The sequence below is a fragment of the Idiomarina sp. OT37-5b genome (genome assembly GCF_002968395.1).
Taxonomy (GTDB): Bacteria; Pseudomonadota; Gammaproteobacteria; order Enterobacterales; family Alteromonadaceae; genus Idiomarina; species Idiomarina aquatica.
Genome location: NZ_CP027188.1, coordinates 2,561,141 through 2,587,765, shown reverse-complemented (window position 1 = coordinate 2,587,765; position 26,625 = coordinate 2,561,141). Strand labels below are relative to the sequence as shown.

General features: G+C 49.7%; 24 protein-coding genes. 16 read left to right on the top strand and 8 right to left on the bottom strand.

What is annotated here, in order from left to right; all coding sequences use genetic code 11:
- Nucleotides 1-3: 3 nt before the first annotated feature.
- From C5610_RS12180 to C5610_RS12170, 3 genes are read left to right on the top strand one after another with little or no spacing between them, the layout of a single operon-like run.
- The gene (locus tag C5610_RS12180) at nucleotides 4-447 is read left to right on the top strand and encodes an OsmC family protein (protein WP_105307391.1); all 444 of its coding nucleotides are present in this window, start codon (nucleotides 4-6) and stop codon (nucleotides 445-447) included.
- Entirely contained in the window at nucleotides 440-943 is a 504-nt protein-coding gene (locus tag C5610_RS12175) for a TIGR02281 family clan AA aspartic protease (protein ID WP_105307390.1), read from the top strand. The genes C5610_RS12180 and C5610_RS12175 overlap by 8 nt, the downstream gene beginning before the upstream one ends.
- A gap of 33 nt (nucleotides 944-976) precedes the next feature.
- A complete protein-coding gene (locus C5610_RS12170; RefSeq protein ID WP_241970627.1) occupies nucleotides 977-1,468 on the top strand; it encodes a hypothetical protein in 492 nt (163 codons plus the stop codon).
- Here C5610_RS12170 and C5610_RS12165 read toward each other — a convergent pair.
- A complete protein-coding gene (locus C5610_RS12165; RefSeq protein ID WP_158682698.1) occupies nucleotides 1,452-4,133 on the bottom strand; it encodes a putative bifunctional diguanylate cyclase/phosphodiesterase in 2,682 nt (893 codons plus the stop codon). The genes C5610_RS12170 and C5610_RS12165 overlap by 17 nt on opposite strands.
- 245 nt (nucleotides 4,134-4,378) lie before the next feature.
- Here C5610_RS12165 and C5610_RS12160 point away from each other — a divergent pair, with 245 nt between their 5' ends.
- Nucleotides 4,379-4,699 (top strand): hypothetical protein, encoded by a 321-nt coding sequence (locus C5610_RS12160; protein WP_105307388.1) that lies wholly within the window; start codon nucleotides 4,379-4,381, stop codon nucleotides 4,697-4,699.
- Between the two features lie 60 nt (nucleotides 4,700-4,759).
- Here the strand turns inward: C5610_RS12160 and C5610_RS12155 are convergent, their stop codons facing one another.
- The 3 genes from C5610_RS12155 to C5610_RS12145 all read right to left on the bottom strand — a co-directional run bounded on the left by C5610_RS12155 (nucleotide 4,760) and on the right by C5610_RS12145 (nucleotide 11,581).
- A complete protein-coding gene (locus tag C5610_RS12155) occupies nucleotides 4,760-7,645 on the bottom strand; it encodes an insulinase family protein (RefSeq protein WP_105307387.1) in 2,886 nt (961 codons plus the stop codon).
- Nucleotides 7,646-7,814: 169 nt separating this feature from the next.
- On the bottom strand, nucleotides 7,815-9,167 hold the full coding sequence (gene gorA / locus C5610_RS12150; RefSeq protein WP_105307386.1) for a glutathione-disulfide reductase: 1,353 nt from the start codon (nucleotides 9,165-9,167) through the stop codon (nucleotides 7,815-7,817).
- A gap of 125 nt (nucleotides 9,168-9,292) precedes the next feature.
- Nucleotides 9,293-11,581 (bottom strand): S9 family peptidase, encoded by a 2,289-nt coding sequence (locus C5610_RS12145; protein ID WP_105307385.1) that lies wholly within the window; start codon nucleotides 11,579-11,581, stop codon nucleotides 9,293-9,295.
- Between the two features lie 180 nt (nucleotides 11,582-11,761).
- On the opposite strand from C5610_RS12145, the gene prlC reads away from it, so the two are divergent.
- Entirely contained in the window at nucleotides 11,762-13,807 is a 2,046-nt protein-coding gene (gene prlC / locus C5610_RS12140) for an oligopeptidase A (RefSeq protein WP_105307384.1), read from the top strand.
- Between the two features lie 9 nt (nucleotides 13,808-13,816).
- Here the strand turns inward: prlC and C5610_RS12135 are convergent, their stop codons facing one another.
- On the bottom strand, nucleotides 13,817-14,029 hold the full coding sequence (locus tag C5610_RS12135; RefSeq protein WP_105307383.1) for a DUF2970 domain-containing protein: 213 nt from the start codon (nucleotides 14,027-14,029) through the stop codon (nucleotides 13,817-13,819).
- A 471-nt stretch (nucleotides 14,030-14,500) separates the two neighbouring features.
- Here C5610_RS12135 and rpe point away from each other — a divergent pair, with 471 nt between their 5' ends.
- The 10 genes from rpe (at nucleotide 14,501) to C5610_RS12080 (ending at nucleotide 23,567) form a co-directional block, all read left to right on the top strand.
- Nucleotides 14,501-15,178 (top strand): ribulose-phosphate 3-epimerase, encoded by a 678-nt coding sequence (gene rpe / locus C5610_RS12125; RefSeq protein WP_105307381.1) that lies wholly within the window; start codon nucleotides 14,501-14,503, stop codon nucleotides 15,176-15,178.
- A 1-nt stretch (nucleotide 15,179) separates the two neighbouring features.
- Nucleotides 15,180-16,187: a tryptophan--tRNA ligase gene (trpS, locus tag C5610_RS12120; RefSeq protein ID WP_105307380.1), complete on the top strand. Its 1,008-nt coding sequence runs from the start codon at nucleotides 15,180-15,182 to the stop codon at nucleotides 16,185-16,187.
- A gap of 6 nt (nucleotides 16,188-16,193) precedes the next feature.
- Nucleotides 16,194-16,775 (top strand): anthranilate synthase component II, encoded by a 582-nt coding sequence (locus C5610_RS12115; protein ID WP_105307379.1) that lies wholly within the window; start codon nucleotides 16,194-16,196, stop codon nucleotides 16,773-16,775.
- 18 nt (nucleotides 16,776-16,793) lie between these two features.
- Nucleotides 16,794-17,969 carry an HDOD domain-containing protein gene (locus tag C5610_RS12110; RefSeq protein WP_105307378.1) on the top strand — a complete coding sequence of 392 codons (1,176 nt, stop codon included), beginning with the start codon at nucleotides 16,794-16,796 and terminating at the stop codon, nucleotides 17,967-17,969.
- A gap of 234 nt (nucleotides 17,970-18,203) precedes the next feature.
- Nucleotides 18,204-19,409 (top strand): aspartate aminotransferase family protein, encoded by a 1,206-nt coding sequence (locus C5610_RS12105; protein WP_105307822.1) that lies wholly within the window; start codon nucleotides 18,204-18,206, stop codon nucleotides 19,407-19,409.
- Between the two features lie 12 nt (nucleotides 19,410-19,421).
- The gene (gene astA / locus C5610_RS12100) at nucleotides 19,422-20,444 is read left to right on the top strand and encodes an arginine N-succinyltransferase (protein ID WP_105307377.1); all 1,023 of its coding nucleotides are present in this window, start codon (nucleotides 19,422-19,424) and stop codon (nucleotides 20,442-20,444) included.
- Between the two features lie 15 nt (nucleotides 20,445-20,459).
- Nucleotides 20,460-21,929 (top strand): succinylglutamate-semialdehyde dehydrogenase, encoded by a 1,470-nt coding sequence (gene astD / locus C5610_RS12095; RefSeq protein WP_105307376.1) that lies wholly within the window; start codon nucleotides 20,460-20,462, stop codon nucleotides 21,927-21,929.
- Between the two features lie 12 nt (nucleotides 21,930-21,941).
- Nucleotides 21,942-22,283, top strand: coding sequence for a DUF3802 family protein (locus C5610_RS12090; RefSeq protein WP_105307375.1), 342 nt, complete (start codon nucleotides 21,942-21,944; stop codon nucleotides 22,281-22,283).
- A 7-nt stretch (nucleotides 22,284-22,290) separates the two neighbouring features.
- On the top strand, nucleotides 22,291-22,710 hold the full coding sequence (locus C5610_RS12085; RefSeq protein ID WP_105307374.1) for an OsmC family protein: 420 nt from the start codon (nucleotides 22,291-22,293) through the stop codon (nucleotides 22,708-22,710).
- The gene (locus C5610_RS12080) at nucleotides 22,707-23,567 is read left to right on the top strand and encodes a 23S rRNA (adenine(2030)-N(6))-methyltransferase RlmJ (protein ID WP_105307373.1); all 861 of its coding nucleotides are present in this window, start codon (nucleotides 22,707-22,709) and stop codon (nucleotides 23,565-23,567) included. The genes C5610_RS12085 and C5610_RS12080 overlap by 4 nt, the downstream gene beginning before the upstream one ends.
- 12 nt (nucleotides 23,568-23,579) lie before the next feature.
- On the opposite strand, the gene C5610_RS12075 is transcribed toward C5610_RS12080, so the two are convergent.
- Genes C5610_RS12075 through C5610_RS12065 form a run of 3 tightly spaced genes read right to left on the bottom strand, consistent with a single transcriptional unit; the run spans nucleotide 23,580 to nucleotide 25,757 of the window.
- Nucleotides 23,580-24,479: a phosphoribulokinase gene (locus tag C5610_RS12075; RefSeq protein ID WP_105307372.1), complete on the bottom strand. Its 900-nt coding sequence runs from the start codon at nucleotides 24,477-24,479 to the stop codon at nucleotides 23,580-23,582.
- 54 nt (nucleotides 24,480-24,533) lie between these two features.
- The gene (locus tag C5610_RS12070; RefSeq protein ID WP_105307371.1) at nucleotides 24,534-24,764 is read right to left on the bottom strand and encodes a SlyX family protein; all 231 of its coding nucleotides are present in this window, start codon (nucleotides 24,762-24,764) and stop codon (nucleotides 24,534-24,536) included.
- Nucleotides 24,765-24,767: 3 nt separating this feature from the next.
- Entirely contained in the window at nucleotides 24,768-25,757 is a 990-nt protein-coding gene (locus tag C5610_RS12065; protein WP_105307370.1) for a WD40 repeat domain-containing protein, read from the bottom strand.
- 94 nt (nucleotides 25,758-25,851) lie between these two features.
- Between C5610_RS12065 and fkpA the strand changes: the two genes are divergently transcribed.
- Nucleotides 25,852-26,616: an FKBP-type peptidyl-prolyl cis-trans isomerase gene (gene fkpA, locus C5610_RS12060; RefSeq protein WP_105307369.1), complete on the top strand. Its 765-nt coding sequence runs from the start codon at nucleotides 25,852-25,854 to the stop codon at nucleotides 26,614-26,616.
- Nucleotides 26,617-26,625 lie beyond the last annotated feature (9 nt).

Here is a 26,625-nt window from a genome sequence, read left to right as displayed (position 1 = left end):
AAAATGGATAACGAATTTAAACTGAGCCTGGAACTGCTTGAAGATTATAAGTTTGTCATTGATTTTGGGCAGTTTGGTGAAGTTATCAGTGACGAACCTGAACCCTTAGGAAGTGGTGAAGGCCCGAATCCGTCGCGGATGCTGGCAGCCTCAGTGGCTAACTGCCTGGCGGCGAGTTTAATTTTTGCACTGCGTAAATACAAAGATGATCCGGGCAAAGTGAGTGCTGACGTCAGTGGCAAGCTGGAACGTGTTGATGGCCGGTGGCGCATAACCAATATCGGTGTTGAGCTGTTTTTAGGCAATGATCAGGATGCCTTACCGCATTTATCTCAGGCGCTGGAGAAGTTTGAAGATTTTTGTGTGGTCACGCAGAGTGTCCGCAATGGCATCGACGTTGATGTAAAAGTTTATGACAGCAATAACACCAAGGTGAAGGATGTCTAGTCGCTCCGGCTTCGGTAAACCCTTTATGTTTATCGCCTGGGGCCTGGCTCTGGCATTACTGGTATGGTTTTTCGAAGACAAACTACAGCAACAGTTCAATCCTAATCAACAGGTTTCGACACAACAGTTGGGCAATCAATTGGTCGTTCAACTCGAGCAAAACCGCATGGGTCATTATGTTGCGAAAGGTCGGGTTAATGGTCAGCCAGTCACCTTTTTGCTGGATACAGGTGCAACCTTAGTGGCTATTCCCGAGCCATTGGCTCAGCGGCTGGGGCTAAAAAAAGGCCGTCAGGGGATGTCACAAACCGCCAATGGCCGAGTCATCACCTACCGTACCGTGATTGATCAATTGCAACTGGGTGACATCGTGTTAGACGATGTGCAGGCCTCAATCACCCCCGGCATGGATGGCGACATTATTTTGTTGGGGATGAGCGCACTGAAACAGTTTGAGTTGACACAGAAGGGCGATACGTTAACGATACGGTACTAGTGCAGAGTTTCGTATTGAATAAGAGGTAGCAACATGTTTTCTCGTGTAAGTTTGGTTTTAGCACTTGCGGCGGTAACGGCATCGATGCCGGTGAGCGCGCAGCAGGATGAATTGCAACGCTGTGCCACCATTGAAGATTCATTGCAGCGTCTTGTCTGTTTTGACAAGTTGGCGGAAAAATACAGTGATAACCCGCCCCAAGAACAACCGCAAAAGGCCGTAAAAGCCGAGCGTCAGCAAACTCATCGCGATGCTGCCGCACGCTTTGGTATTGAGCATAAAAATGCCAAGGACATGGAGAGCATCGACAAACTGACCGTCGAGATTGCCAGCCGCAGACAAGATCCTTATGGCAACTGGATTATTACGCTGGCCAACGGACAAGTTTGGAAACAAACTGAAAGTGTCGGGTATTTCAGTTGGGATGAAGAGGACACTTACTACATTGAACGTGGTGCCTTGAACTCTTTCTTTTTTGGACGGGAAGGCGCTAATCGCCGCTTCCGCGTTACTCGTGTTGAGTAGTCTCCGCCGCCAGCGTTTTATAGAATTCGTCAAAAGGCATGGGTTTATAGAACAGAAACCCCTGTAGACCCATGCAGCCCTGACGCATAAAGAAATCGGCCTGTTCCGGTGTCTCGATACCTTCTACGATAACCATCTTGTTAAGGCCATGAGCCATATCAGTAATGGCTTTACAAATTGTAGGGCTGGCTGGATCGGTAAATATCGATTGGCTGAACTCACGGTCAATTTTTAGTGTATCAATGGGTAGCCGGCTTAAGTATGAGAGCGAGGAGAATCCGGTACCGAAGTCATCAATCGCCACCCGGCAACCGATGGTTCTGAGTTCAGCCAGCTCCCGGAATACCTTTTGCGCATCCTCGACCATAACGCTCTCGGTTAACTCAAACTGCAACTGTTGCAGTGGCACCTGATATTCTTGGGCGAGTTCGGAAACGGTTCCAATAATGTTCTCGCGCTGAAACTGCTTGACCGATAGATTAATCGATAACGTAAAGTTTTTACCAACTTGCCATTTAGCGAGGTCGGCGATGGCAGCCCGCATGATCAATTTAGACAATGGAACGATTTGTCCGGTTTGCTCCGCAATGGGGATGAATTCCGCCGGAGAAATAAAGCTGCCATCCGGTTGCGGCCAGCGTACCAATGCCTCTGCACCAATAATACGCTGCCCTCTGGCGGATACGTAGGGCTGGTAGTAAACTTCAAACTCTCGCTGTTCGATGGCCTTTTGCAGTTTATTACGTAAATGCAGTTCGTGTTCGTATTGTATTGCCATTTTGTCCGCGAACACCTCGAAAGTATTACCACCACTGCGTTTCGCGTGACTCATGGCGACGTCGGCATTTTGAATTAACAGTTCTGCATCGGTGCTGTGGAATTTAGAAACCGACAGACCAATACTGGCGGTTAAATACAAATCGAGTTCATAAAAGTCGAACTTCTCTCTGATCTGACGCAAAAACGTTTTTGCCAGCTCCCGACCTTTCTGCAGATCCGTATCGGGGGCAAAGACGATGAACTCATCACCGCTAAAGCGAGCGATTTGCAAATTATCCTGCTGGTTTTGCTGTAAGCGTCTGGCGACACTGTGCAGGAGTTTATTGCCTATGCGTAGCCCGAGGTTGTCGTTGATCGCTTTAAAGCCATCAAGATCGATGAACAAAACGCAACAACTGAGATGCGGGCTTTTTTGCAGGTATTCGGTCATGCGTTGCTCAAGCACGTCTCTTCGGATCAGTTGAGTAACACTGTCAAACTGTGCGACGGTAAACAGTTTTTTGCGTTCCCGGTTTAACCGACGGTTGATGTCAAAGGTTGCCAGGAATAACGCTGCAAGCAGTAATCCCACCAATAGCACGGCTTGGTTAATCGCCGCATTTTGCCAGAAAATTCCAGGTTCATTGAGGACCGCATGAAACGTCATCGGTTGCTCGCCAAATACGGGCAGTGATGTCGATAATTGGAAGAAATGTTTCTTCGCCAGCTCATGTTTAGATAACGGAGCGAACGCTTGACTGTTTATCGGTAAAAAGTAATCGTCGGAGAGCTTTAAATAGGTGTCAAAATAATCGAGGTAGCTGATTTTGCTGACGGACAGCAACTTTTTCAGATTCAATACCACCAGCAATTGGCGTGCAGGATAATGCGGATTATTGATCGGGAAAACCAGAATAAAGCGGGGTTCGTTGGTGGCCAGAGAGTCTTCAACGACAACGGCACCCTGTTGCTTGAACTGCTGTTGGCGCCAGGTTTTGATGCTATCGATATCCGCGATTAACAATTCGGCCGGAGCGGTTGCCTTGGTCAACAGCGGATTGTCGAACTCCTGTTGTTGGTAGAGCATCATGGCCTGGATTAACTCAAAATCATTGAGGTAGGTTGTGGTGTCGACTTCAATCAACTGTTCCCAACTGTCCTCGGCGACATGATTCCAGCGACTGACCAGCCGCACCAATGCCTTATTTTGTATATCCAACCGTGAGCTTATGGCTTCACTGGATTTTTGCAGGTTCAGTGCGCCGCGGCTTTTAATGTTATCGATGTGTTCATTGGAGAGTATGCCCCAAATGACTACCGTAGCGATTACGATAGTGGCCGCAACAAGAATACCGGAAAAATTGCGTTTTGTTGGTTGCTCCAATGCTTTGGGCAGTAATAGAAAAGCGCCTCCGACTAACAGTATGATCACCATCGCAGCCGTTACAGCAATAGGGTTAGTGGCCCAAGAGGTGGTGTAACCGCGCAACCAAAGCGATACAAACAATCCGGTTGCGAAGACTAACAAAAGCAGTCCGCTCCAGCGGCAAATTTGTGCGGATAGCGCACGGTTTGACGACGCCAGCAGTACCAAACCAACGACCATAGATGTGGTGGGCAACCATAACGAGATTTGCAGGGTCAGCCAGCCTGTTGCATAAACGCCAAGGACTATCAGAATCAGTCCCAACAACCGCGTGATGAGCCATTGTTGCAACTGATAACTCACGATTGCCACACCGGTTATTAACGTGGTGAGTGACAGCAGCGGCGTCATGATCGGCATAATGCCCGCGTTATCGCTGACAACAAGGTTGCTAAAGCCGGCCATCCCAAGCATTACACAGCTAATCGCTATGAGTGTAACGAGTGAGGAGGCAACGTTCTCCGTTAATTGCTTTAGCACCCGGACTCCTTGGCGTGGTCAGCAGTTGGACAGTGTCGTAAACCCCCATATTAGCGCGCTAGCAGGTGATGTAAACCAATTTTAACAAGACGCACCTGGTTACAGTTTATTACGTTGTTAAACAGCAATTCTTTTCGTATGGACTAGTCTAACGTCAGGTTGGTAATTATTTGCAGTTCAATACAACCTTTTGGGTCATGACAACGACTTAATGTATACCGTTAGAGGCCGTCACGAGGTGTCATATGAAAGCAGGTATTGGAAGTTTGGTATTAGCTGTCTCTTTGGTTTGTGGTTCTGCGTTGGCAGGTGAAGTACGAGAGCCATCTCACAAAGTGGAACAGACCTTTAAGGTCAGTCCGCAAAGTTACGCAAGCGCTACTGGTTTGCGCGGATCTGTGCAGCTCGCCCAACAGGAAATTGCGTTGCAACTGTGGCAAAGTAATCGGGCATTAACCGCTGTCGAGATCATGGCCGTCGGCGCACGAGCTGAACAGCAGTTCCGGGTCGCCGCTACACCGCAGGGCGCCGGCGGTAAGTTAGTTAATGGTGCATCGCAGAAATGAGCGCTTATCAATAAAAAGGCAGCCACTGAAGGGCTGCCTTTTTCTGTTGTTCCGAAACGTTTATTGTTTCGGCATCTCCGCATGGAAATCCGATAACTGTTCAATGACCTCCATATTTGGAATGTCGGCAAACGGCTGATCGGCAAACTTTTCACCGCGCAGTTGTACAGAAATGCGCGCCGCATTTGGATCCAGTAACGTGGCCTGGTAGAACGCCTTTGCATCGTCCAGTGTAAGTGTTTCGACCGCATCGATAAGCTGTTGCTTACTGTTAAAATCGAAACGTTGCATACTCCAGTCCGACAGTAATGGTGCTACCTCTTCATTAAGGTTTTTCGGAGGCTCATTCAGGGTTACCAAGGTACTGGCTTTGAGCTGCTCGAATTTTTCTGTCGATAACTCGCTGAGCTGAGTCCAGTATTCTTGCTTAAACTCGTCGAAACGAGCCTGCATATCGGCCACATTTTTCACCGGTGTCTGAATATAGAGGCCAAAACCACTGTACGTATCCAGTGACGGCGCGAAGGCACCGACGGCATAAGCCAATTGTTCTTCGGTTCGCAGCGTATCGAACGCAGCGGTCCGGAAATGGTTCTGCAGCACGGTACCGGCGGCTTGAGTGGCAAAACCCGGCTCAGGGTGCATGTGTACATCGACGATACCGACGTCAGCCACTTCCAAGTCTTTACGTAATACCACGGAGGTATTAGCCTGGGGCTCGTAAAAACGAGCATAGCGGTAATCGCTGATGGTGCGATCAGCCGGCAGTTGAGCGCGGATACGTGCAACGGCGCGATCAACGTCTTGCTGGTTATAGTTACCGAAGGCAAAGGCTCGAACGTTGTTGGACGACAGTAATTCTGACATAAATTGTTCCAGATCGTCGGCGGCCAATGACTGGGCGGTGTCGATCAGCGCATCCTCCGCAAAACTGCCTTCGCGAATAACACTGCCATAAGCATCAAACGATTGGTACAGCGGGAACTGTTGCCCCCGGTTTTTTAAGCCCCGGACATAGCGATCAACGGCCTGTTTGAAGGCTCGTTCGTCAACCTCGAAGGTCAATTGTTCGAGTGCGCGGCTAAGCAGTTCGGGTTGCTTATCGGTAAAGCCCGATACCGTTAGCGTCATGCCAACGCCGTTTGCCAGGCTCAGGTTCATACCAGCAATACCAGCTTCGGTATCAAGTGCGCTGGTGTTTAAGCTGTAGAGGTCGCGCCAGATTGCAGCAAGTACATGCTTATCAATATCCGTTATGGTGGCCGGATTATTTAAGTTAACGGTAAAAATGCCGCGCGGCTGGTCAGCAAACTCCTGACTCGGATACTGCCAGACCGTGAAACCGTCTTCGTCGATGACAACCTCTGGTTTATCAAAAGCTTCGTTATCACGCAGAGCGAAACTTTCCGGCAGCAGCTCATTGACTTTCGGCAGCGTGACCGCAATCTTCGCGGGCTGTTGATATTGTTTCAACTGTTCGTTATCAAGGTTGACGACCTTGTACTTACCATCATAGAACTTCAGTTCGCTGTCATGCGGCTCCTGTTGGCTGATATACCAGATACGCAGCCGTTCAGGGGTGAGTTGATCCAGCACATCATTGATGGCGTCCGGGTTAAAGCGCTGGAATTCGAACGGTGCGCTGATCACGTATTCCGCCGGATAATTCTGCATGGCTTCGGCAAGGGATGAAACGTAGCTGAACTCATCACCTTTCTCGAGAAAGCGGAAGCGGTTTTGTAAGCTGGTACGAATTTCTTTGAAGTATTTTTCGTCAACGCCGTTTTCTTTAACTTGCTCGATGTAGTTCATCATCACGCGAATAATCTCTTCACGTTGCTGCATACCGGCATCGGTCAGTTCAAAATCAATCGAGAGCACGCCGTAATTTTCATAATAATCTGGTGCTGCCGACGCATTGAGGCTGGAAATCAGGCCTGCCTGCTTCAGTGTTGCAGCCGGTGTGCCAGGCATTTCAGAGCCGAGCAAGTAAGTGACGTATCGGTTGGGCTTAACCGCAAACTGATCTTGGTTGTTACCAATAATAAATTCCAGTTTAAGCTGTTTGACGTCTTCGTTTGGCACATAGTGAATGCGTTTTGAACCCACTTCGGTAAAGTCGATGGCATCGGTTACTTCAGGGTTTTCGATGTCATCATTTTCAATACTGGCAAAATGTTTACGAGCCAGTGCTTCCATTTCATCCAACGAACGGTTGCTCAGCATGGCAACTTTCATGATATTGGCGGAATAATACTGGTTGTAAAATTTTACCGTTTCTTCGTGTAGCTTACTGTCTTCTTTGTCGCTTAACGTTTCCAGGTTTCCGATCAGGAACCGGTTAGCGGGATGGTCGCCCAGTAGTGCGCGGCCCAGTTTAAACTGACCGAAGAAGTCCATTTCGCGGCGCATTGACCACTCAGCGTTAACGGCATTACGCTCTTTATCAACATATTCCGGGTAAAGCATCGGTGCTTTAAAAAAGTCGGAGAAACGATCAAGACCTTCGTCATAGGCGTTGTTGTTCACCTTAAACATGTAGTTGGTAATATCCAACCATGTGTACGCGTTCTGGCTACCGCCGTTACTGCTCATGAACTCGCTGTAACCGTTGGTATCCGGGTATTTTTCGGTGCCCAGGAACAACATATGTTCGAGATAGTGCGCCATACCTTGCTGGGTCATGGGGTCGTGTAACAAACCGACATCGACACTCAGCGAGGCGGCTGATTTTTCGGTCGAGGGATCAGACACCAACAGGATTTGTAGCTCGTTATCTAATGTGATGGTGCGGTATTCGCGTTGGTCATTCGGGCTTTTAATGACGCTCTCGACAGCCTCTGGAGCGGTGGTTAATGCGTTTTGTGCGGTTGTACTATCGGTGGGTGCACAACCAGCGGCTAACAATGCGCTGCTAATGGCAGTAGCAAGTACTAGTTTTTTCATGATGATGGTTTCTCAATACATGGGGTCATAGTGGTTAGTATGACTCTAGCATTAAGGCTTAGACAATCGCAGTGCTTCCGGCAGAAACTTTGTAACAGAGTTTTAACAACGCCTTACGGGCAATAAAAAGCCGGCATTATAGCCGGCTTGTGACAACGAGGAGTGCGGCTTAGCGCAGCGTTACGAACTCTTCGGCAGAGGTCGGGTGCAAGGCAACCGTAGCATCCAGATCGGATTTGCGGGCGCCCATTTTCACCGCTACGGCGAAGCCCTGTAAGATTTCATCCATACCTTCGCCGATACCATGAATGCCAACCACGTTTTCTTCCGGACCGTAGCACACCAACTTGAAATAACTGAGTGCACGGTGAGGTGTGACCGCGTTGTACATGGCGGCGAACGATGACGTATACACTTTGATATTGCTGGCGCCGTATTTAACGATAGCATCTTCTTCGCTCAGTCCTACCGTACCAATGGTGGGGTGACTGAAAACGACGGTTGGAATATTGTCGTAATCCATGTGCGCATCCGGCATGTCATTGAACAGTCGCTCAGCCAATTGCCGGCCAGCTTTGATTGCGACCGGGGTCAGCGCGGCAGCTCCGGTATTATCACCAACGGCATAAATACCCTGGACGTTGGTATTCTGGTACTTATCAACCTGAATAAAGCCGTCGGCATCCAGTTCTACACCCGTACACTCGATATTAATACTGTCGGTTGCCGGAACTCGGCCGATGGCCCAAACCAGGCAATCAACGCCTTGCAGTGACTGTCCATTTTCATAGTGCAGTGTCAGTGTTCCATCGGCTTCTTTCACCACCTCTTTGACCGTGGTTTCGGTATGCAACTCGGGACCGTCTTGTTTCATCCGTTCGAGCAGGCCATCGGTGATGTATTTGTCAAAATTCCGTAGCGGGCGATCACGACGTACCAGTAAATGCGTGTCAGTACCTAACGCGTGAAACACGCCGGCGATTTCCACGGCAATATAGCCCGCGCCTACGACAGCGGCTTTCTTGGGCTGTTCTGTGAGAGCAAAAAAGCCATCTGAGTCGATGCCGTATTCCGCACCAGGGATCTCAGGAATCAGAGGACGGCCACCGGTTGCGATGGTAATGTGATCGGCGGTGATGTGCTCGCCATTCACTTCTACGGTACGATGATCGACAAATTTTGCGAAGCCTTCGATAAACTCAACCCCGTTACCCTGAAAGCCACGATGATAACCCCCATGGATTCGTTCGATGTAGGCTTCACGGTTTTTCACCATGGTGGCCCAGTCGAATCCTTTCTGCTCGACGTCGAAACCATAGGCTGGTGAGTATTTCAGAGCTTCTGCAACATGAGCGCCATACCACATAACTTTCTTGGGAACACAGCCTACGTTAACGCATGTGCCGCCAACCGCTTTGGCTTCGATGACCGCCGCTTTAGCACCACGAATAGCGGCGCGGTTGGCTGATGCAATGCCGCCGCTGCCGGCACCAATTGCAAGGTAGTCATAATGTCTGCTCATACTGCTTAACTCCTGTAAAAAACCTATAAATGCGCTTATCTTGAAGAAAAACCCCGCATCATGCAATGCAGATACGGGGTGATGTTATGTGTTAATACCGATTGCGGTTATCGAAAGATCAGCGGTTAACGGCCGCCGGCAGGCAAATGCTCCTGCACAAACTCGGTCATCATGGTGCGTAAATGGGGGACGGTTCCCTCACCCTCGTAAATACCATGTGAACGATTTGGATACGCAAAAAACTCAAATTGCTTACCGTGTTTTATGAGCTCGTTGACCAGCCGTTCAGAACCCTGAAAGTGCACGTTATCGTCCCCCGTGCCATGTACCAGCAACAAGTCGCCCTGTAAATGTTCGGCATGCGTGATAGCCGAGGTTTCTTTATAGCGTTCGGCCGATTCCGGTAGCAAGCCGGAATAGCGTTCCTGATAAATGGTGTCATAAAGCGTTAAATCCGGTACCGGAGCCAGCGCCATGCCCATGTGATAGGTGTCGGGATAACGGAATAGGGCATTGAGGGTTTGTGAACCGCCACCGCTATGACCCCAAATACCGACTCGGTCAGTATCGATAAATTCCCAGCGCTCGGCCATTGCCTGCAAGGCGTCGTACTGATCACGTACGGTGATAACACCAAGATTTTTGTAAATGGAACGGCGCCATTCAAAGCCGCGTGGAGACTTAGTACCGCGGTTGTCTATGGAGGCAACAATATAGCCCTGTTGCGTGAGCATGGTGTGCCACAGGTAGGTTGATCCTCCCCATTTATTGGCGACGGTTTGACCCCAGGGCTCGCCGTAAACATAAAACAAAATGGGGTATTTTTTGCTGGGATCAAAATCTGCCGGACGCATAATATAGCCGTCCAGCGCAACGCCATCGCGCGCTTCGACGCGGAAAAACTCGAGTGGCTGACGCTGGATGTTATCGACAGCTTGCTGTACGTCCTGGTTAACAACAACCGGACGAATGACGTCGTGTTCAGGCAGTCGAACCATATGGGTTTGCGGTACCTGGTCAACGGCACTGAACGTGTGTTCGGCATAGCGACCGTCCTGAGAAATGCTGTACGCATGGGTGCCAGCCTGATCCGGAGTTAACCGCTGTAGCACTCCGCTGCCGTCTAAGGTCGCCCGGAATAAGTAGCGCTCAAGAGGGTTCTCCGGTGACGCGATAAAATAAACCCAGCCACTGGACTCATTGATTCGCAGGACTTCAACCACATCCCATTTGCCCTGGGTTACCGCCGTCATTGCTCCCGAAGATTTATTGACCACGTAGAGGTGGCGGTAGCCCGAGCGTTCGGACAGCCAGGTGAAACGCTCACCGTTGTCCATAAACTTAACGTCATCGACATACTCTGCCCATGATTCTGTGGTTTCGCGGATCAGTTCCTGGGTTTTGCCGTTGTTAATGTCGCTAAGAAATACGCGATTAATGTGTTGTTTCCGGGTTAGCTGTTGAATCAGGAGTTGCTGATTGTTGCCCGCCCACTGCATACGAACTAAATAGTGTTGGCGTGGGTCACCGGGCGTTTGCATCCAGGTGGTATCACCACCATTGGCGTCAACGACGCCGATGCGCATTGATGCATTGACCTCACCCACTTTCGGATAAGGAAACTGCTTGAGCGTCGGATAGAGCTCATCGGTATTGTTGATCATGGTGAATAACGGAGTGCCTTCGGTATTCAACTGCCAATAGGCAATATGCTCACCGTCGGGACTCCAGCGGAAACCATCACGAAGGAAAAACTCTTCTTCGTTCACCCAATCAAATGTGCCATTCACGATAAACTCATCGCCATCCGTGGTTATCGGCGTAATGTTAAAGTCAGTCAGGTCCTGTACGTAAATGTTGTTCTGCATCACGTAGGCGACTTTATCACCCTGCGGATTAAATTTAGCAAACTGTAGCGTTGATTCGGGTGCGTTACCACCTAACTGCCGGAGCTCGTTGCTGTTGCGATCAAGAACCCAGTAGTCACCCAGTGTATGAGTACGCCATGAACGCTTGGTGTTGGTAAAAATTAATACTTTGCTACCGTCGGCAGACCACTGATAATCGGCGATATCAAGGGCTCGTTCAGCCTCTTTAGGTGTCAGTTGTTCGGCACTGACCAGAACATCGCGTTGGTTGGTTTCCGGATGGTAACGAACAATATCCCGACCGTTAGCAGAGTCTGACGCTTCGAGAGTGGTATAGCCTGAGCCATCTTCCAACCAGCGAGTGGGCGCCGGATACTCTAAGCGGAAAGTATCACTGGCATAAATGGACTCAATGTTCAGGGGCTGGCGGTCAGTCTGAGCGATCTCAGTGACTGGCACCGTATCGGTACTACTGCAGCCGCTCAGCGAGATAACCGTAAAAGCACCGGCCAGTAAAGGAAGAATAAATGGTTTACAAACGGACATTGGTAAGCCTTTTTATTATTAGAAAACGATAGTTGGCACATGGGTGTCGAAATTTTTGTGCCTATGATGATAGCTTAACCGAACGCGAAAGTCAGAGGCTTGACTTGAAGATGAGACAAATAGCCCAATATCCAGAGTTAATCCGTAGATTATTACGTTAGATAAATTGATGAGGCAAAGATGAGCGATAACCCACTGTTAGCGGTGCACGAAAGCGGCGAGAGCCTGCCGGATTTTGAAGCCATTAAACCGGAACATATCGTGCCAGCGGTTAAGCAACGCTTGGCAGAGGCCAGAGGTACGATTGACGATGTGCTGGCGGCCGGTGACTTTAGCTGGAACGGGTTAGTGGAACCATTGACCGATGCCGACGAAGCTATTGAAAAAGTGTGGGCGCCTGTATCGCACCTTAATGCCGTGGTAAGTACGGCAGAGCTGCGCGAGGCTCATGATGCCTGTTTACCGCTACTATCGGACTACAGCACTTTTGTCGGTCAGCATCGGGGCCTATTCGATGCGTATCAGTCGTTGCGTCACAGTGATGAATTTGAAACGCTGAGCGAGGCGCAACAAAAGCTGATTACCGATACCCTGCGTGATTTTCATTTGTCAGGCGTTGATCTCGACGACGCTGATAAGCAACGTTATGCACAAATCACCAGCCGGCTGTCGGAGTTGTCATCGCAGTTCAGTAATCATCTGCTCGATGCGACCCATGCCTGGACCTGTCACATTACCGATGAGGATCGCCTAGCCGGTCTCCCGGACAGCATCAAAGAAGCTGCTGCAGAAGCCGCCGGGGAGCAGGGTGGGTGGTTATTCACATTGGACATTCCAAGTTATCTACCGGTGATGCTGTATGCCGAGGATCGGGAATTACGGCGGGAAATGTATTACGCGTTCACAACCCGGGCATCCGAGACCGGACCAAACGGTGGACAGTTCGATAATACAGAGATCATGAACGAAACACTGGCATTGCGGCATGAGTTAGCCAAGTTACTGGGTTTTAATGACTATGCCGAGATGTCGCTGCACACGAAAATGGCAGACAGTCCTGAACAGGTGCTGGCGTTCCTAAACGACCTCGCCGACAAATCATTACCGCAGGCGAAACAAGAATACGCTGAAGTTGAACAGTACGCTGCTGAGCAAGGGGTGACAGAACTAGAAGCCTGGGATGTGCCTTATTACAGTGAGCAACTAAAACAGCAACGTTATGCCATTTCTGATGAAGTGTTGCGGCCTTACTTTCCTGAGCAACAAGTTTTAAATGGGTTGTTTGAGGTGGTTAAGCGGCTGTTCGGTATGACGGTCAGCGAACAAAAAGACGTTAATAAGTGGCATCAGCACGTGCGCTTTTTCCGCATTCATGATGCCGATGGCAGACTGCGCGGTAGCTTCTATCTTGACTTATACGCACGCGCCGGCAAACGTGGCGGGGCGTGGATGGCCGACTGCGTTGGCCGTCGTAAAAAGCCGGATGGCGAACTGCAAAACCCGGTTGCCTTTTTAACCTGTAACTTCAATAAGCCCGTGGGCGGTAAACCGGCGCTATTCACTCACGATGAGGTGGTGACATTATTCCACGAATTTGGCCATGGGTTGCATCATATGCTCACGCAAATTGATACCGCGGGCGTTTCTGGGATTAATGGCGTGGAATGGGATGCCGTCGAGTTGCCAAGCCAGTTTTTAGAAAATTGGTGTTGGGAGCCCGAGGCGCTGGCTTATATCTCCGGTCATTATGAAACCGGTGAACCGTTGCCAGAGGAACTGCTGGAGAAAATGCTGGCTGCAAAAAACTTCCAGTCGGCCATGCAAATGGTTCGACAACTTGAGTTTTCGCTGTTTGATATGCGCCTGCATTGCGAATACGACGAACAGCAGGGAGCACGTATTAATGACGTACTGCAACAAGTCAGAGAGCAAGTTGCCGTACGCATGCCACCGTCTTACAACCGTTTTCAGCACAGTTTTGGACACATTTTTGCCGGTGGTTATGCCGCAGGGTATTACAGTTACAAGTGGGCTGAAGTGCTCTCCGCAGATGCTTTTTCTCGGTTTGAGGAAGAAGGTATCTTTAGTGCTGCAACCGGACGTGATTTCCTAACGTGTATTCTCGAACGCGGTGGCAGTCGAAGTGCTGCTGACTTATTTGTCGAATTCCGTGGCCGCGAGCCGGAAGTAACGCCATTACTCCGACACAGCGGTATCGCGGCATAAGCCTTGACCCTAACTGGGGCTGGCGGCAAGCACCCAATTGACGATGCCGACCAGTCCCAACACCATAATAACGGCCAGAACCACGCCAATAACGATGTAGATCAGTGGGTTTCCATGCTGAAAGTCGCGTTGGCGATTGGATTCACTCTGCACCCCAAAAAAGGCGGCAATAACACTCAATATTGCGCTGATGATCCCGGGGCGTGACTTCCGCTCAGACATCACAGAGACGATTGTTGATTAAAACGTTCGGTCGATTTTTTGGCAGAGTCTGAACTGCTGAACAGCAACTCAAACAAATCAATAAAGTGAAATTGCGCAGAACGACTTTCACCCTTAGCCCAATTACTCCAAGTCACCTGGTTTGATGGCGCTTGGCATTGTGCCGCGGTATGTTGCGTTTCAGAGGATGACAATAACTTCTCACATTGCTGTGTAGAATTACTGACGGAGGTCACTGGAGAAGCTGGCGCCCACAACAAAAATCCGGCTGCAGCAAGGCTTAGCGCGGCGCTCGTGATTGTTATGGTTTTTATCGTAGTAGACATCGCTATCTTTCTCCTGTGTCTAGTGCTGATTAATTTATCAGCGATTTGTTACAATTACTAGCAATTTAAGAGAAATTTTTTTGTCGCAGTTTACCTGCTATAATCCGCGCACAATTTATAGGAAGGTTACCGAAGAGGCATGAGCATGCAACCATGGATTGCGCCATCAATTTTATCCGCCGACTTCGCCCGTTTAGGTGAAGAAGTAAGCGCGGTGTTAGATGCCGGGGCTGACGTTATTCACTTTGATGTGATGGATAATCACTACGTGCCAAATTTAACCATCGGCCCGATGGTGTGTAAAGCGCTTCGGGATTACGGCATCACGGCGCCCATAGACGTACATTTAATGGTAAAACCGGTGGATCGTATCATCCCTGACTTTGCCGATGCCGGAGCGTCCATTATTACGTTTCATCCGGAAGCGTCAGAGCACATCGACAGAACCTTGCAAACGATCCGCGAGCACGGATGTCAGGCAGGGTTGGTGTTCAACCCAGCGACACCCTTGCACTATCTCGATCATGTGATGGATAAGCTGGATGTGATCCTGCTGATGTCGGTGAACCCGGGCTTTGGCGGGCAGTCGTTCATTCCGTCAACGCTGGATAAGCTCCGTCAGGTGCGTCAACGTATTGATGCCAGTGGCCGCGATATTCGTCTGGAAGTCGATGGTGGGGTTAACGTCAATAACATCGGCGAAATTGCTGCAGCGGGTGCCGACATGTTTGTGGCGGGCTCCGCAATTTTTAATCAACCGAATTATGCTGACGTGATTCAACAAATGCGTCAAAAAATTTCTCAGTCAAGTTCAGGAAACTAAGATGTCAAAACCCGTAGTACTCAGTGGATGTCAGCCCTCAGGGCAGCTTTCAATCGGTAACTATATTGGTGCAATCAGTAACTGGGTGAAAATGCAGGATACGCACGACTGCAAATTCATGTTGGTTGATTTACACGCCATAACGGTGCGCCAGGAACCACAAAAGCTGACTGAAGCCACTCTGGATGGCCTTGCCTTGTACCTGGCTTGCGGACTTGACCCGGATAAAAGCACCTTGTTCATTCAGTCGCACGTACCCGAGCACGCTGAACTCGCCTGGGTACTCAACTGCTACACGCAAATGGGTGAGCTGAACCGGATGACGCAGTTTAAAGACAAATCCCAGCGTCATTCGGGCAACATCAATGCAGGTCTGTTTACCTACCCTGCGCTGATGGCGGCGGACATTCTGATTTATCAGGCGAACGAAGTTCCGGTTGGTGATGATCAGAAGCAGCACCTGGAGCTAGCGCGTAATGTTGCAGAGCGGTTTAACAATTTATACGGCGAGGTATTTACCGTACCTGAGCCAATGATTCCGAAAGTCGGCGCGCGGGTGATGTCGTTGCAGGATCCCACTAAAAAAATGTCGAAATCGGACGATAACCCTAATAACTATGTAGGTCTGCTGGAAGATCCGAAAAAGATCGCGAAGAAGATAAAGCGTGCGGTAACTGACTCTGATGAACAGGCTAGAATTTATTTTGATCCTGCGGAAAAAGCAGGAGTCTCCAACCTGTTGAGTATCTTGTCGGCGGCGAGTGGACGAGCAATTGACGAGCTTGTGCCGGAGTACGAAGATAAAATGTACGGCCACTTGAAGACGGATGTTGCGGACGCTGTTGTGGCGATGCTTGAACCTATCCAGCAGCGCTATCAGGAGATGCGTAACGATCCGGCGTTTCTGCAACAAGTGATGAAGCAAGGTGCGGATAAAGCACGTGCCAAAGCGGCCACAACGTTGGCAGAGGTCTATAAAGCCGTAGGCTTTGTCCCCTACCCGGGCTAACACACCATGTTGGTGTTAATTGATAATTACGATTCGTTTTCACACAACCTGGCTCGCTACTTTAGAGAACTCGGTGAGCAGGTTGTGGTGTATCGTAATGACCAAGTGACGGTGTCGCAGTTGCAGAATCTGGCTATGACCGCGTTGGTGATATCGCCGGGTCCCTGCACGCCCAACGATTCGGGCGTTTCATTGGCGGCTATCGAAGCTTTTGCCGGGAAGCTGCCAATTTTAGGCGTGTGTCTCGGTCATCAGGCTCTGGCACAAGTATTTGGTGCCGAGGTCGTTAGAGCAAAGCGTGTGATGCATGGTAAAACATCACGGGTAACGCATACATCTAAAGGACTATTTAACAATTTGCCGGCGCCGCTGACGGTCACGCGCTATCATTCGCTGGTGGTTGAACCATCGTCACTGCCTAGCTGTTTTAGCGTCGATGCTTGGGTTGATAGCATGCAGTTCGGTCAGGAAATCATGGCAATTCGGCATACCGAGTTGCCGTTATACGGTGTGCAGTTTCATCCCGAATCAGTCATGACAGAGGCAGGGCATCAATTGTTGCAAAATTTTCTCGAAACACGGAATTAGCGGGAGCGTCACGCGTAAATGTACGATTTTTTTGCAGTATCAACAGAAGGGGGCAGCAAAGATCCTGCCATCCGGCTTGAAAAACGCTTCATCAACTATCTGATCAGTCTGCCTTTTGCCCGCAAAGGCCGCGATAAAGCGGACGGCAAGGAAGAGGAAAAGCAGGAACAGCGGCGACGCTTGTTGCAGGTTGAGCAGATTAATCATGATGAACGGGAACGTCTTAAGCAGGCACGCCAACGTTACGCCGATCGCGTTTCCGACGAGCTTCATGAAGCCATTTACCACCGTATATTGGAGCGTATTGAGGACGCCACTTACGTGCGTGAACGGTTAATTCCGCTTCCTGAACAACTGCCCGAATTACTGGATATTCTCAGCACTAAGGCGGCGTCAATGCGGCGCATCGAAAACGTCGTACAGGGACTCGACTGGTTCCATAACGGCGTTTTAAAAACGGTTAACCAACCGCCTTTTATCGACAAACGGCGTAAACAAAAGCAAGTCAAAGTAGAAAATTTGCGCACCGCAATGAGCTTTATGGGGCCGGAGAATCTAAGAATTCTAACGCCCGCGTACGTGATGCAATATTGGTTGCCGCCATCAACCCACCCGTTTACGTTATTCCGCCGGAAGATCTGGGATCACAGTTTAGGCACAGCCATTCTTGCGCATGAAATTGCGACTCAAGACGGCCTGAAAGATCCGGTACTGGCGTACACCCTGGGGATGTTCCATGAACTGGGTAAAATTGCACTCACCAAATTGTATTTGCGGGTATTTGATGACACTCAACGCGAAATGGCGATGAAGTCAATCAAGGACAGTACGCCTGATAAACACAATGCCCTGGTCGAGTTGAAACCGGATGAACGTTTTTTACGTAATTTAATGCTCGAGCAAGATAAGAAAGTGAGCTACTTGGTGGCTGAGGGCTGGGGCTTACAACGAGTTCCGATAAGCCAGCACCTGTTGAGTTTCACCCAGGCGAAGACGCAGGACGATTACACCGATTATGCCCGTGTGTTGGGTCAGGCTAACGCGTTTTGTGAGTTTCGTTTATTACGCGAGGTTGATCTTGCTTCGGTTGAAGAAGGTTTGATCTTACTGAAGAAACACGACATTGGTGCCGAGCGCGTCAAAACGCTGAATAATGTTAATTTAAAACGTCCCAAAGTGATTGTTCCTGAATAAGTTCCCTTCTGTTTATGACTAATCATGCGCCGTAATGGCGCATGGTTGAATAGTTATTCCGTTCTTTTGAAAAAACGCCCGAGGCCGCGCATAGTCTGGCGTCAGCGCCTAATTAAAACAGACAAACTGATTAAAATTTGGCATAATTACGGGCTACTCTATTAATCCATGACTCTTATCAATTAATTCGCACAAGCGATAAGGAAGTGAGCAATGGCCGACAACCACAACGCAATTTCAGTCACCCGTGACTTGTTTAATGAAGTTATGGTGCCTAACTATAACCCGGCAAGTATGATTCCAGTGAAAGGTGAAGGATCACGTGTCTGGGACCAGGAAGGTAAAGAATACATCGATTTTGCCGGTGGTATCGCGGTAAATTGTTTGGGTCATTGTCACCCGGCAATGGTGTCTGCATTGCATGAACAAAGTAAGAAGCTTTGGCACCTGAGTAACGTATTTACCAACGAGCCTGCTATTCGTCTGGCAAAGAAACTGACGGAAGCAACCTTTGCCGACCGCGTTTATTACGCCAATTCGGGAGCAGAAGCCAATGAAGCGGCATTAAAACTGGCTCGTCGCTGGGCGTTGGATGTTCATGGCGAAGATAAGCAACAGATCATTGCGTTTAGCAAAGGCTTCCATGGCCGCACTTTCTTCACCGTTACCGTTGGCGGGCAGCCGGCCTATTCAGAAGGTTTCGGTCCAAAGCCAGGCGCTATCGATCATGTCCCTTACAATGACATCGACGCACTGAAAGCGTTGATTTCTGACAAGACCTGCGCCGTCATGATGGAACCATTACAAGGTGAAGGCGGTGTAGTGCCTCCGGATATGGACTTTGTAAAAGCCGTTCGTGAACTCTGTGACCAACATAATGCGCTATTGATTTTTGACGAAGTTCAGACCGGCTTTGGTCGCACCGGTACGTTATATGCCTACGAGCAATTGGGTGTGACGCCGGATATTTTGACCAGTGCAAAATCGCTCGGTGGTGGATTCCCGATTGGTGCCATGCTGACAACTGAGGCAATTGCTGAGCACTTGAAGCCGGGTACCCACGGCAGCACTTACGGTGGTAACCCATTGGCTTGCGCGGTGTCGGAAGCAGTGTTGGATGTGGTTAACACCGAACAGGTGCTCAATGGCGTCAAACAACGCGAGCAATGGATGAAAGAACAGTTAACGGCGATCGGTGAAAAGTACGGTGTTTTTAAAGACGTGCGCGGTAAAGGCTGCCTGCTGGGCGCTGAGCTGAGCGACAAATTTGAAGGCCGTGCGCGTGACTTTTTATTGGCCGGACAGGAGCATGGTGTGATGGTTCTGGTTGCCGGTGCGAACGTTATTCGTTTGACACCATCGTTGATCATTCCGGAAGAAGACATCAAAGAAGGTCTTCAGCGCTTTGAGAAAGCGGTCGCGCAAGTCATCGGCGAATAAAGGAGCTGAGCTATGTTGCTGATCCGACCGATTGAGTCAGCTGATTATGAGGCGCTATACAGCTGCGCCGTAGAATCAGGCCATGGCTTTACCTCGCTGCCGGTAGATCAAGCCTTGCTCGAGCGAAGAATCGCTCGAGCCAAGCAGGCGTTTACCAAAAAAGACGTGGTAACACCGGGCGATGAAAGTTACTTATTTGTGATGGAAGACACCGAGTCCGGTGAAATTGCGGGCGTGAGTGGGATCGAAGCAGCAGTCGGCCTAACCGAAGCGTTTTGGCATTATCGATTGGGTAAAGCCGTTCACCACTCGGAAAAGCTGAATATTTATAATTCCTTAGAAACGTTGACGTTGTGTAATGACTACACTGGCGTATCGGAATTATGCACGCTGTTTTTACGCGAACCCTATCGTCATAGTATGAATGGGCGAACGTTATCGCGTTTTCGGATGTTGTTCCTGGCGCAGTTTAAACAACGTTTCAGTGATTGGGTTATTGCTGAAATGCGCGGTGTTTCTGACGAAAATGGTGACTCGCCGTTTTGGCAGTGGTTGGAGCAGCACTTCTTTTCGATGGACTTTCCAAAAGCTGATTACCTCAGTGGTGTCGGCGACAAGACCTTTATTGCCGAGTTGATGCCACGTTTTCCGATTTATACGGCGTTGCTGTCGGATGAGGCACGTGCGGTTATTGGTAAGGTGCATGACAATACACGTCCGGCACTGCGGTTACTGGAGGCGGAAGGATTACGTTTCCGAGGTTTTGTCGACATTTTTGACGCCGGACCTACGGTAGAAGCTGAAGTGTGTAACCTAAAAAGTGTGCGCAATAGCAGGCTGGTACCGGTTGAAATTGTCGCGCGGCTACCCGAGCAAGGTTTAAAGCCGCATATTGTCTGTAATACACAGCTTGAACACTTCCGTGCGGCGCAGCTTATGTGTCAGCCCGGCGCTGAAACGCTACAAATTACCGCAGAACAGGCACAGCATTTACAATTAGAACAAGGCGACGATGCACGCATCGTGGCCATGTAACAGGAGATTCATTTTATGAGTTCCAGTGTACAGTTTATTGACGGCAGCTGGGCTGCCGGTAAAGGCAAATTGTTTAAATCGATTGACCCGGCTCGTAACGAAGTCGTTTGGTCTGGCGAGGCGGCTGACGAGAGCCAAGTAGACGCTGCGGTTATGGCGGCGCGCAAAGCGTTCCCTGAATGGTCACAGCGCAGTTTTGACGAACGCCTGGCGATTTGTAAACGCTTTTCAGAGCTACTTGGCGAAAACAAGGAAGCTCTAGCGCGCACGATGGCAGAAGAGACAGGCAAACCGATTTGGGAAACACGCACCGAAGTGGGCGCTATGATCGGCAAAGTCGCAATTTCTGAAAAAGCGTATCATGAACGCACCGGCACGGTTGAGAATGATATGCCTGGTGCGAAAGCCTTTATTCGTCATAAGCCACACGGTGTCGTTGCAGTGTATGGTCCTTACAACTTCCCTGGTCACTTACCCAACGGACACATTGTGCCAGCACTGATTGCCGGTAATACCGTGGTATTTAAGCCGTCAGAGCTGACCCCAAAAGTGGCTGAATTCAGCGTTAAACTCTGGGAAAAAGCGGGTATTCCTGCTGGCGTTTTAAACTTGGTGCAGGGTGAAGTTGAAACCGGTAAGGCATTGTCCGTGCACCCGCAAATTGATGGGCTGTACTTTACCGGCTCGTCCAATACCGGGCATTTGTTGCATAAACAGTTTGGCGGCCGCCCGGACAAAATTCTGGCGTTGGAAATGGGCGGTAATAACCCACTCATCGTAACCAATGTGTCGGATGTCGATGCCGCGGTACACAATATCGTGCAATCTGCGTATATTACCTCAGGTCAGCGTTGTACCTGTGCGCGCCGTCTGTTTATCGAAGCCGGCGAAAAAGGTCAGGCGGTACTCGATCGTTTGGTGGAAGTCACCAAGAATATTGTGGTTGATGACTACGAGGCTGATCCACAACCCTTTATGGGTGCCATGATTTCAGCTAAAGCTGCTGCTGGAATGGCCGATGCACAAAGTGAGTTGTTGCGGTTAGGCGGTAAGTCATTGGTTAAGTTGACGCACCGGGATCCGCAAACTGGATTTGTCACACCAGGTATCGTTGACGTTACGGGTGTTGAAAATATTCCGGATGAAGAATATTTTGGACCATTGCTAAAAGTTTATCGCTTTTCATCACTGGATGAGGCGATTAAAGAAGCAAATAACACGCGCTATGGCTTATCTGCAGGCATTTTGTGTGATGATGAGGCAACCTATCGTTACTTCTTCAAGCACATCCGGGCAGGTATTGTGAACTGGAATAAACCGATTACAGGAGCCAGCAGTGCTGCCCCGTTTGGTGGTATCGGAGCGAGTGGTAACCACCGCGCCAGTGCCTATTACGCGGCTGACTACTGCTCGTATCCGGTCGCATCCGTTGAAGCATCGAGCATGACAATGCCCGAGAGCCTGGCGCCGGGATTAAAATTTTAATCAAGGCCTTTTATGATTGTTGACACCGACGGGTATATTGAGCTGGTCCAGTATTTAACGGGCCAGCTACCGCTGTTTGCGCAGAATACCGGTACTACGTCTACCGCGGATTATACCCTGCGCGAACTGCTTGAAGAAAAGCTGGGCGAAAGCATGATCACGGTGTTTGAGCAGAACCAGTTGGAGCAGGAAACACGGCTTGATATCGTTCGTGAGGCAGATGCCATCATGTATGATTTAGAGGAAGTCCTGTCGAGTGTCCTCAACAATCATCCCACCACCGAGCAAGAGGAATTTGTGGTTGAATTCGTCGGACTCGTGAAAAATCTTTTTGATCAGAAATTAAACAGTTAGGGTTCCCATGGCAGACAATCGTTTAACAGCCTCGGTAAAGTGGGTTGATGGGCTTACCTTCGTCGCCGAATCCGGCAGCGGACACCAAACGGTGTTGGACGGCAACAGTCCGGGAACAGCGCCCAGCCCAATGGAAATGATACTGATGGCAGCGGGCAGTTGCGCCTCGGTTGACGTGGTCAGTATCCTTGAAAAAGCCCGCCAAAAGGTGGTGCGCTGTGAATGCACCGTTACAGGTGAGCGTGTTGGTGCAACACCGAATGTGTTTAAAGCGATACACCTGGAATTTGTAGTGACCGGACACGATGTCGCAGAAAAGCACGTTGAACGCGCGGTTGCGCTGTCAGCCGATAAGTATTGTTCCGTCGCCAAAATGCTAGAAGCAAGTGTTGCAATGACACACAGTTATGTCATTCGTGCCGCATGAATTATCGCCATATTTATCATGCCGGTAACTTTGCCGACGTTTTCAAACATCTGTTGCTAACCCGCGCAATTAGCTATTTAAATCAGAAAGCCAAGCCTTACCTGGTGCTGGACACTCATGGTGGTATTGGCCGTTATGATTTTGCCACGGAAGAAGCGCAAAAAACCAATGAATACCGCGACGGCATCGGTCGCTTGCTGGCTGACGACCATCGCCCGGCATTTACAGACGACTACGTTGCTTGCGTGAATGCGCTGAATAATGGCTCGGCAGACCCCGCTCATTATCCGGGCTCACCCTGGCTTGCTCATGCATTGATGCGAACTCAAGATCGGCTTGTGGTGTGTGAACTGCATCAGCAGGATGCGGTCACCCTGCGCAAAAACTTAGTGACCTTGGGTGATAGTAAGAAATTACAAATTCTGGCGCCCCAAAATGGCTACCAAGCGCTGAGTGCAAAGCTACCGCCGAATGAGAAACGCGGACTGGTGTTGATTGATCCGCCGTTTGAACAAGTCGATGAGTTCGATCAGGTAACTACGGCGCTTGAGCAAGGTTTAAAGCGTTGGCAGACCGGCAGTTATGCGGTGTGGTTTCCCATCAAAGATCCGGTCAAAATCGCCGCTTTCTATGATGCGGTCGCTGCCATACCGGATGTGCCGAAAACATTAGCGATAGAACTGATGATTCGTTCAGCGGATGAAGCGAAAGGCCTAAGTGGCTGCGGTTTTGTCTGGATTAACCCGCCCTTTGGCATGGTTAACGAACTCAACGAAATCCTGCCTTATCTGACGCGGCTACTGGCTCAGAGTGACGGTGCCAGCAGCGATTATCGGTGGCTGGTCGCAGAATCCTGACGGCATTGGAGCTTATTTGGAGCTGATCCAGTCAAGCTGGGTTCTGGCTTTGAGTTTCCGCTCCATAATCTGTTCGATCAATGGCGTTAGAATGAGCTCCATGGCCAGCGCCATTTTACCGCCGGGCACCACCAAGGTATTCGTACGCGACATAAAAGAGCCCTCAATCATTTGCAGGTAATAGGGGAAGTCAACGTTTTTGATACCGCGAAAGCGGATCACGACGAAGCTTTCATCAAGTGAGGGAATGTCTTTGGCACTGAATGGGTTGGACGTATCTACCGTCGGTACCCGTTGAAAGTTGATGTGTGTTCTGGAGAACTGCGGCACGATATGGTGAATGTAATCTTCCATACTGCGCACAATACTGGTGGTGACGGCTTCACGTGAGTGGCCCCGATCCTGGGTATCGCGGATGAGTTTTTGAATCCATTCCAGGTTTACAATGGGAACCATACCAATCAACAAATCGACGTGCTGTGCAACATCATAACCTTCACCGGAAACACCGCCATGCAAGCCTTCATAAAACAACACGTCGGTATCGCTGGGTAAATCTTCCCAAGGGGTAAAAGTACCCGGCATTTGGTTGTAGGGCACGGCATCGTCGAAGGTGTGCAAGTATCGGCGGATTTGCCCTTGCCCAGATTTGCCATAGCAACGAAACAGCTCCTGCAAACGCTCGAAGTCGTTGGCCTCCTGACCGAAATAACTGATGTGCTTACCCTGTTCCTGCGCTTTACGGATCTCGAGCTCCATCTCGGGGCGCGAGTATCGGTGAAAGCTATCGCCTTCAACGAAGGCGGCGGCAATCTCCAGCGACCGGAAGATGTGGCGAACTGCCTGTCCGGTCGTGGTTGTGCCGGCGCCGGAAGAACCGGTCACCGCAATAATGGGGTGCTTTGCAGACATAATGTTCCATTAACAAAAAGTGAACATCTGTTATACATGACAGACGTCGTTGTTTCAATAATGCGGTGGCGGCGGTTCCTGACTTGGGTCGGCATCAGGCCCTGACTCATTATTTTGCAACTGATTCAGTTTACGGCCGAGCCAGCGCATGCGCTCGCTCATTGTCTTCAATTCATTATTTTGTTTGGTTACCAACTGGTTTAAGGATTCGATGGTATCTTCCTGAAAAGCTAGCTGCGTTTCTAAACTCTCTAGACGTGAGAGAAGTTCGTGGATATCGGTCATTACTTACTCATTCCAATTTGATTCAAGTTGCCACCATTCGGCCAGTCCGGCTGAGCTCTCGCTCAGAACGATGTTTTCATTGTCATAAAAATGTACCGCCAATACGACGGCGCTATTGGGGTTACGTTCTTCGACCAAACCCACATTCCAGTGTTTCAGTGACTTGCCGGTTTGGGTATCCCACAGTGTGATTCGGCGTGAAGGTGCACCTGTTATCAGCACGCTGCCATCCTGATTAAAGCGCGCGCTGCTGAAGATTTTTTGTCGATCAATAAATTGCAGCCGGCTGTACTCACTGCCGTCGGGCAACTGCCAGATTTTGGCGTTATCGGTACTTCCAGAAGTGAATACATACTTCGCGTTAGAGTGAAGAGCGACCTGAGTTACGCGGTTTTTATGTTCCCACTTGTGGACAATTTGGCCGCTGCGGGTATCCCATAAAATGGCCGATGCGTCATTACTGCCGCTGAGTACGTAAAAACCATTTGCAGAGATATCCACGACATTGACGCGCTCGGTATGACCGTAAAATTCAATACGCCGACCTGAGCTCGGATTAAAGGCGATTTGCGTACCATCCCGCTTTGCTAAAACGATGGTTGAACCGCCGTTACTTACGGCAACGTCCTGAATACCACCACTGCCGATTTTCCAAAAGCCAAGGTTCTCGCCACTTTTTGCGTCCCACAACGCGAACTCCACCCGGGTCGAGGTGGCGACAACACTGCCATCAAAGCTTGCGTCTACCGCGATAATTTGGGAGGTCTGGTCATCATGTTGCCATTGAAATTTGGCATCATTCGCATAGCGTGGCCAAAGTAAGATACCATTCTCATTGGTCGACACGACACTGAAGGAGCCATCATCTGCTATATCAGCGACATAGGTTCCCTGTTGTGCATGAATTTTTTGATGCACTTTATCCGGTGCCGGGCTGCAGCCTGTCACAACTAAAGCCAGGGCCACAAGGTAGAGTTTGTCGCGAAAAGTCATGGGCAAGCTTCCTGTGGTTGTGTAGTATGGTGCTGACCTCATTTAGGAATTATGGCATAGTCCGTAGCAATACGGGACCAAATTGGAGAAAAACATGAATCGAGTGATAAAGCCTTTAGCGCTGTCTGCTCTGACGTTAGCGCTGGCGGCCTGCTCACAGCAAGAGCAATACCCAGTCAGTCAGGAAGAGCTAAAAACCGAAGAACAAAAACAAGCCTACGCGCTCGGCTCATCCGTGGGTCGTTTTGTTGGCCGTAACCTCGACCAGCAAGAAGAAGCCGAAGTTATGCTGGATCGTAACATGGTGATTGCAGGTTTTGTTGACGCGGTGAAAGGTGAAGTGAAGTTGAATGAGGAAGAAGCAGAGAAATTGCTGAATGACCTCCGTTCGACGGTTATGGAGCAACGTCAAAATGTATTGGGTACCAAGGCGGCAGAGCAAGGTACGGCTTATCAGCAGGAAAATGCGAAGAAAGATGGCGTAACCGTAACGGAATCAGGACTTCAGTATGAAGTGCTGGAAGAAGGCTCGGGTGTCAGCCCTGCGGCGGACGATACCGTCGAAGTTCACTATGAAGGTACCTTGGTCAACGGTGAAGTATTTGACAGCTCTTATGAGCGTGGCGAACCGACCGTGTTCCCATTAAACCGTGTGATCCCAGGCTGGACCGAAGGCCTGCAGCTAATGAAAGAAGGCGCGAAGTATCGCTTCGTGATACCGGCTGAATTGGCTTACGGTGACCGTGAAGTGGGTGGCGGTCAAATTCCACCTAATTCAACGTTGATTTTTACCGTTGAGCTGCTTGATGTGAAAAACGACGAAGCAGAGAATGCGGACGGCACCGAGCAAAATAACTAATGGTGCTTA

Coding starts and splice junctions, on each gene's coding strand:
- prlC (WP_105307384.1), top strand. CDS start 11,762: ATGAGCGATAACCCACTGTTAGCGGTGCACGAAAGCGGCGAGAGCCTG.
- C5610_RS12065 (WP_105307370.1), bottom strand. CDS start 25,757: ATGACTTTTCGCGACAAACTCTACCTTGTGGCCCTGGCTTTAGTTGTG.
- C5610_RS12070 (WP_105307371.1), bottom strand. CDS start 24,764: ATGACCGATATCCACGAACTTCTCTCACGTCTAGAGAGTTTAGAAACG.
- C5610_RS12160 (WP_105307388.1), top strand. CDS start 4,379: ATGAAAGCAGGTATTGGAAGTTTGGTATTAGCTGTCTCTTTGGTTTGT.
- rpe (WP_105307381.1), top strand. CDS start 14,501: ATGCAACCATGGATTGCGCCATCAATTTTATCCGCCGACTTCGCCCGT.
- fkpA (WP_105307369.1), top strand. CDS start 25,852: ATGAATCGAGTGATAAAGCCTTTAGCGCTGTCTGCTCTGACGTTAGCG.
- gorA (WP_105307386.1), bottom strand. CDS start 9,167: ATGAGCAGACATTATGACTACCTTGCAATTGGTGCCGGCAGCGGCGGC.
- C5610_RS12170 (WP_241970627.1), top strand. CDS start 977: ATGTTTTCTCGTGTAAGTTTGGTTTTAGCACTTGCGGCGGTAACGGCA.
- astA (WP_105307377.1), top strand. CDS start 19,422: ATGTTGCTGATCCGACCGATTGAGTCAGCTGATTATGAGGCGCTATAC.
- C5610_RS12175 (WP_105307390.1), top strand. CDS start 440: ATGTCTAGTCGCTCCGGCTTCGGTAAACCCTTTATGTTTATCGCCTGG.
- C5610_RS12135 (WP_105307383.1), bottom strand. CDS start 14,029: ATGTCTGAGCGGAAGTCACGCCCCGGGATCATCAGCGCAATATTGAGT.
- C5610_RS12080 (WP_105307373.1), top strand. CDS start 22,707: ATGAATTATCGCCATATTTATCATGCCGGTAACTTTGCCGACGTTTTC.
- astD (WP_105307376.1), top strand. CDS start 20,460: ATGAGTTCCAGTGTACAGTTTATTGACGGCAGCTGGGCTGCCGGTAAA.
- C5610_RS12115 (WP_105307379.1), top strand. CDS start 16,194: ATGTTGGTGTTAATTGATAATTACGATTCGTTTTCACACAACCTGGCT.
- C5610_RS12110 (WP_105307378.1), top strand. CDS start 16,794: ATGTACGATTTTTTTGCAGTATCAACAGAAGGGGGCAGCAAAGATCCT.
- C5610_RS12090 (WP_105307375.1), top strand. CDS start 21,942: ATGATTGTTGACACCGACGGGTATATTGAGCTGGTCCAGTATTTAACG.
- C5610_RS12145 (WP_105307385.1), bottom strand. CDS start 11,581: ATGTCCGTTTGTAAACCATTTATTCTTCCTTTACTGGCCGGTGCTTTT.
- C5610_RS12075 (WP_105307372.1), bottom strand. CDS start 24,479: ATGTCTGCAAAGCACCCCATTATTGCGGTGACCGGTTCTTCCGGCGCC.
- C5610_RS12085 (WP_105307374.1), top strand. CDS start 22,291: ATGGCAGACAATCGTTTAACAGCCTCGGTAAAGTGGGTTGATGGGCTT.
- trpS (WP_105307380.1), top strand. CDS start 15,180: ATGTCAAAACCCGTAGTACTCAGTGGATGTCAGCCCTCAGGGCAGCTT.
- C5610_RS12155 (WP_105307387.1), bottom strand. CDS start 7,645: ATGAAAAAACTAGTACTTGCTACTGCCATTAGCAGCGCATTGTTAGCC.
- C5610_RS12180 (WP_105307391.1), top strand. CDS start 4: ATGGATAACGAATTTAAACTGAGCCTGGAACTGCTTGAAGATTATAAG.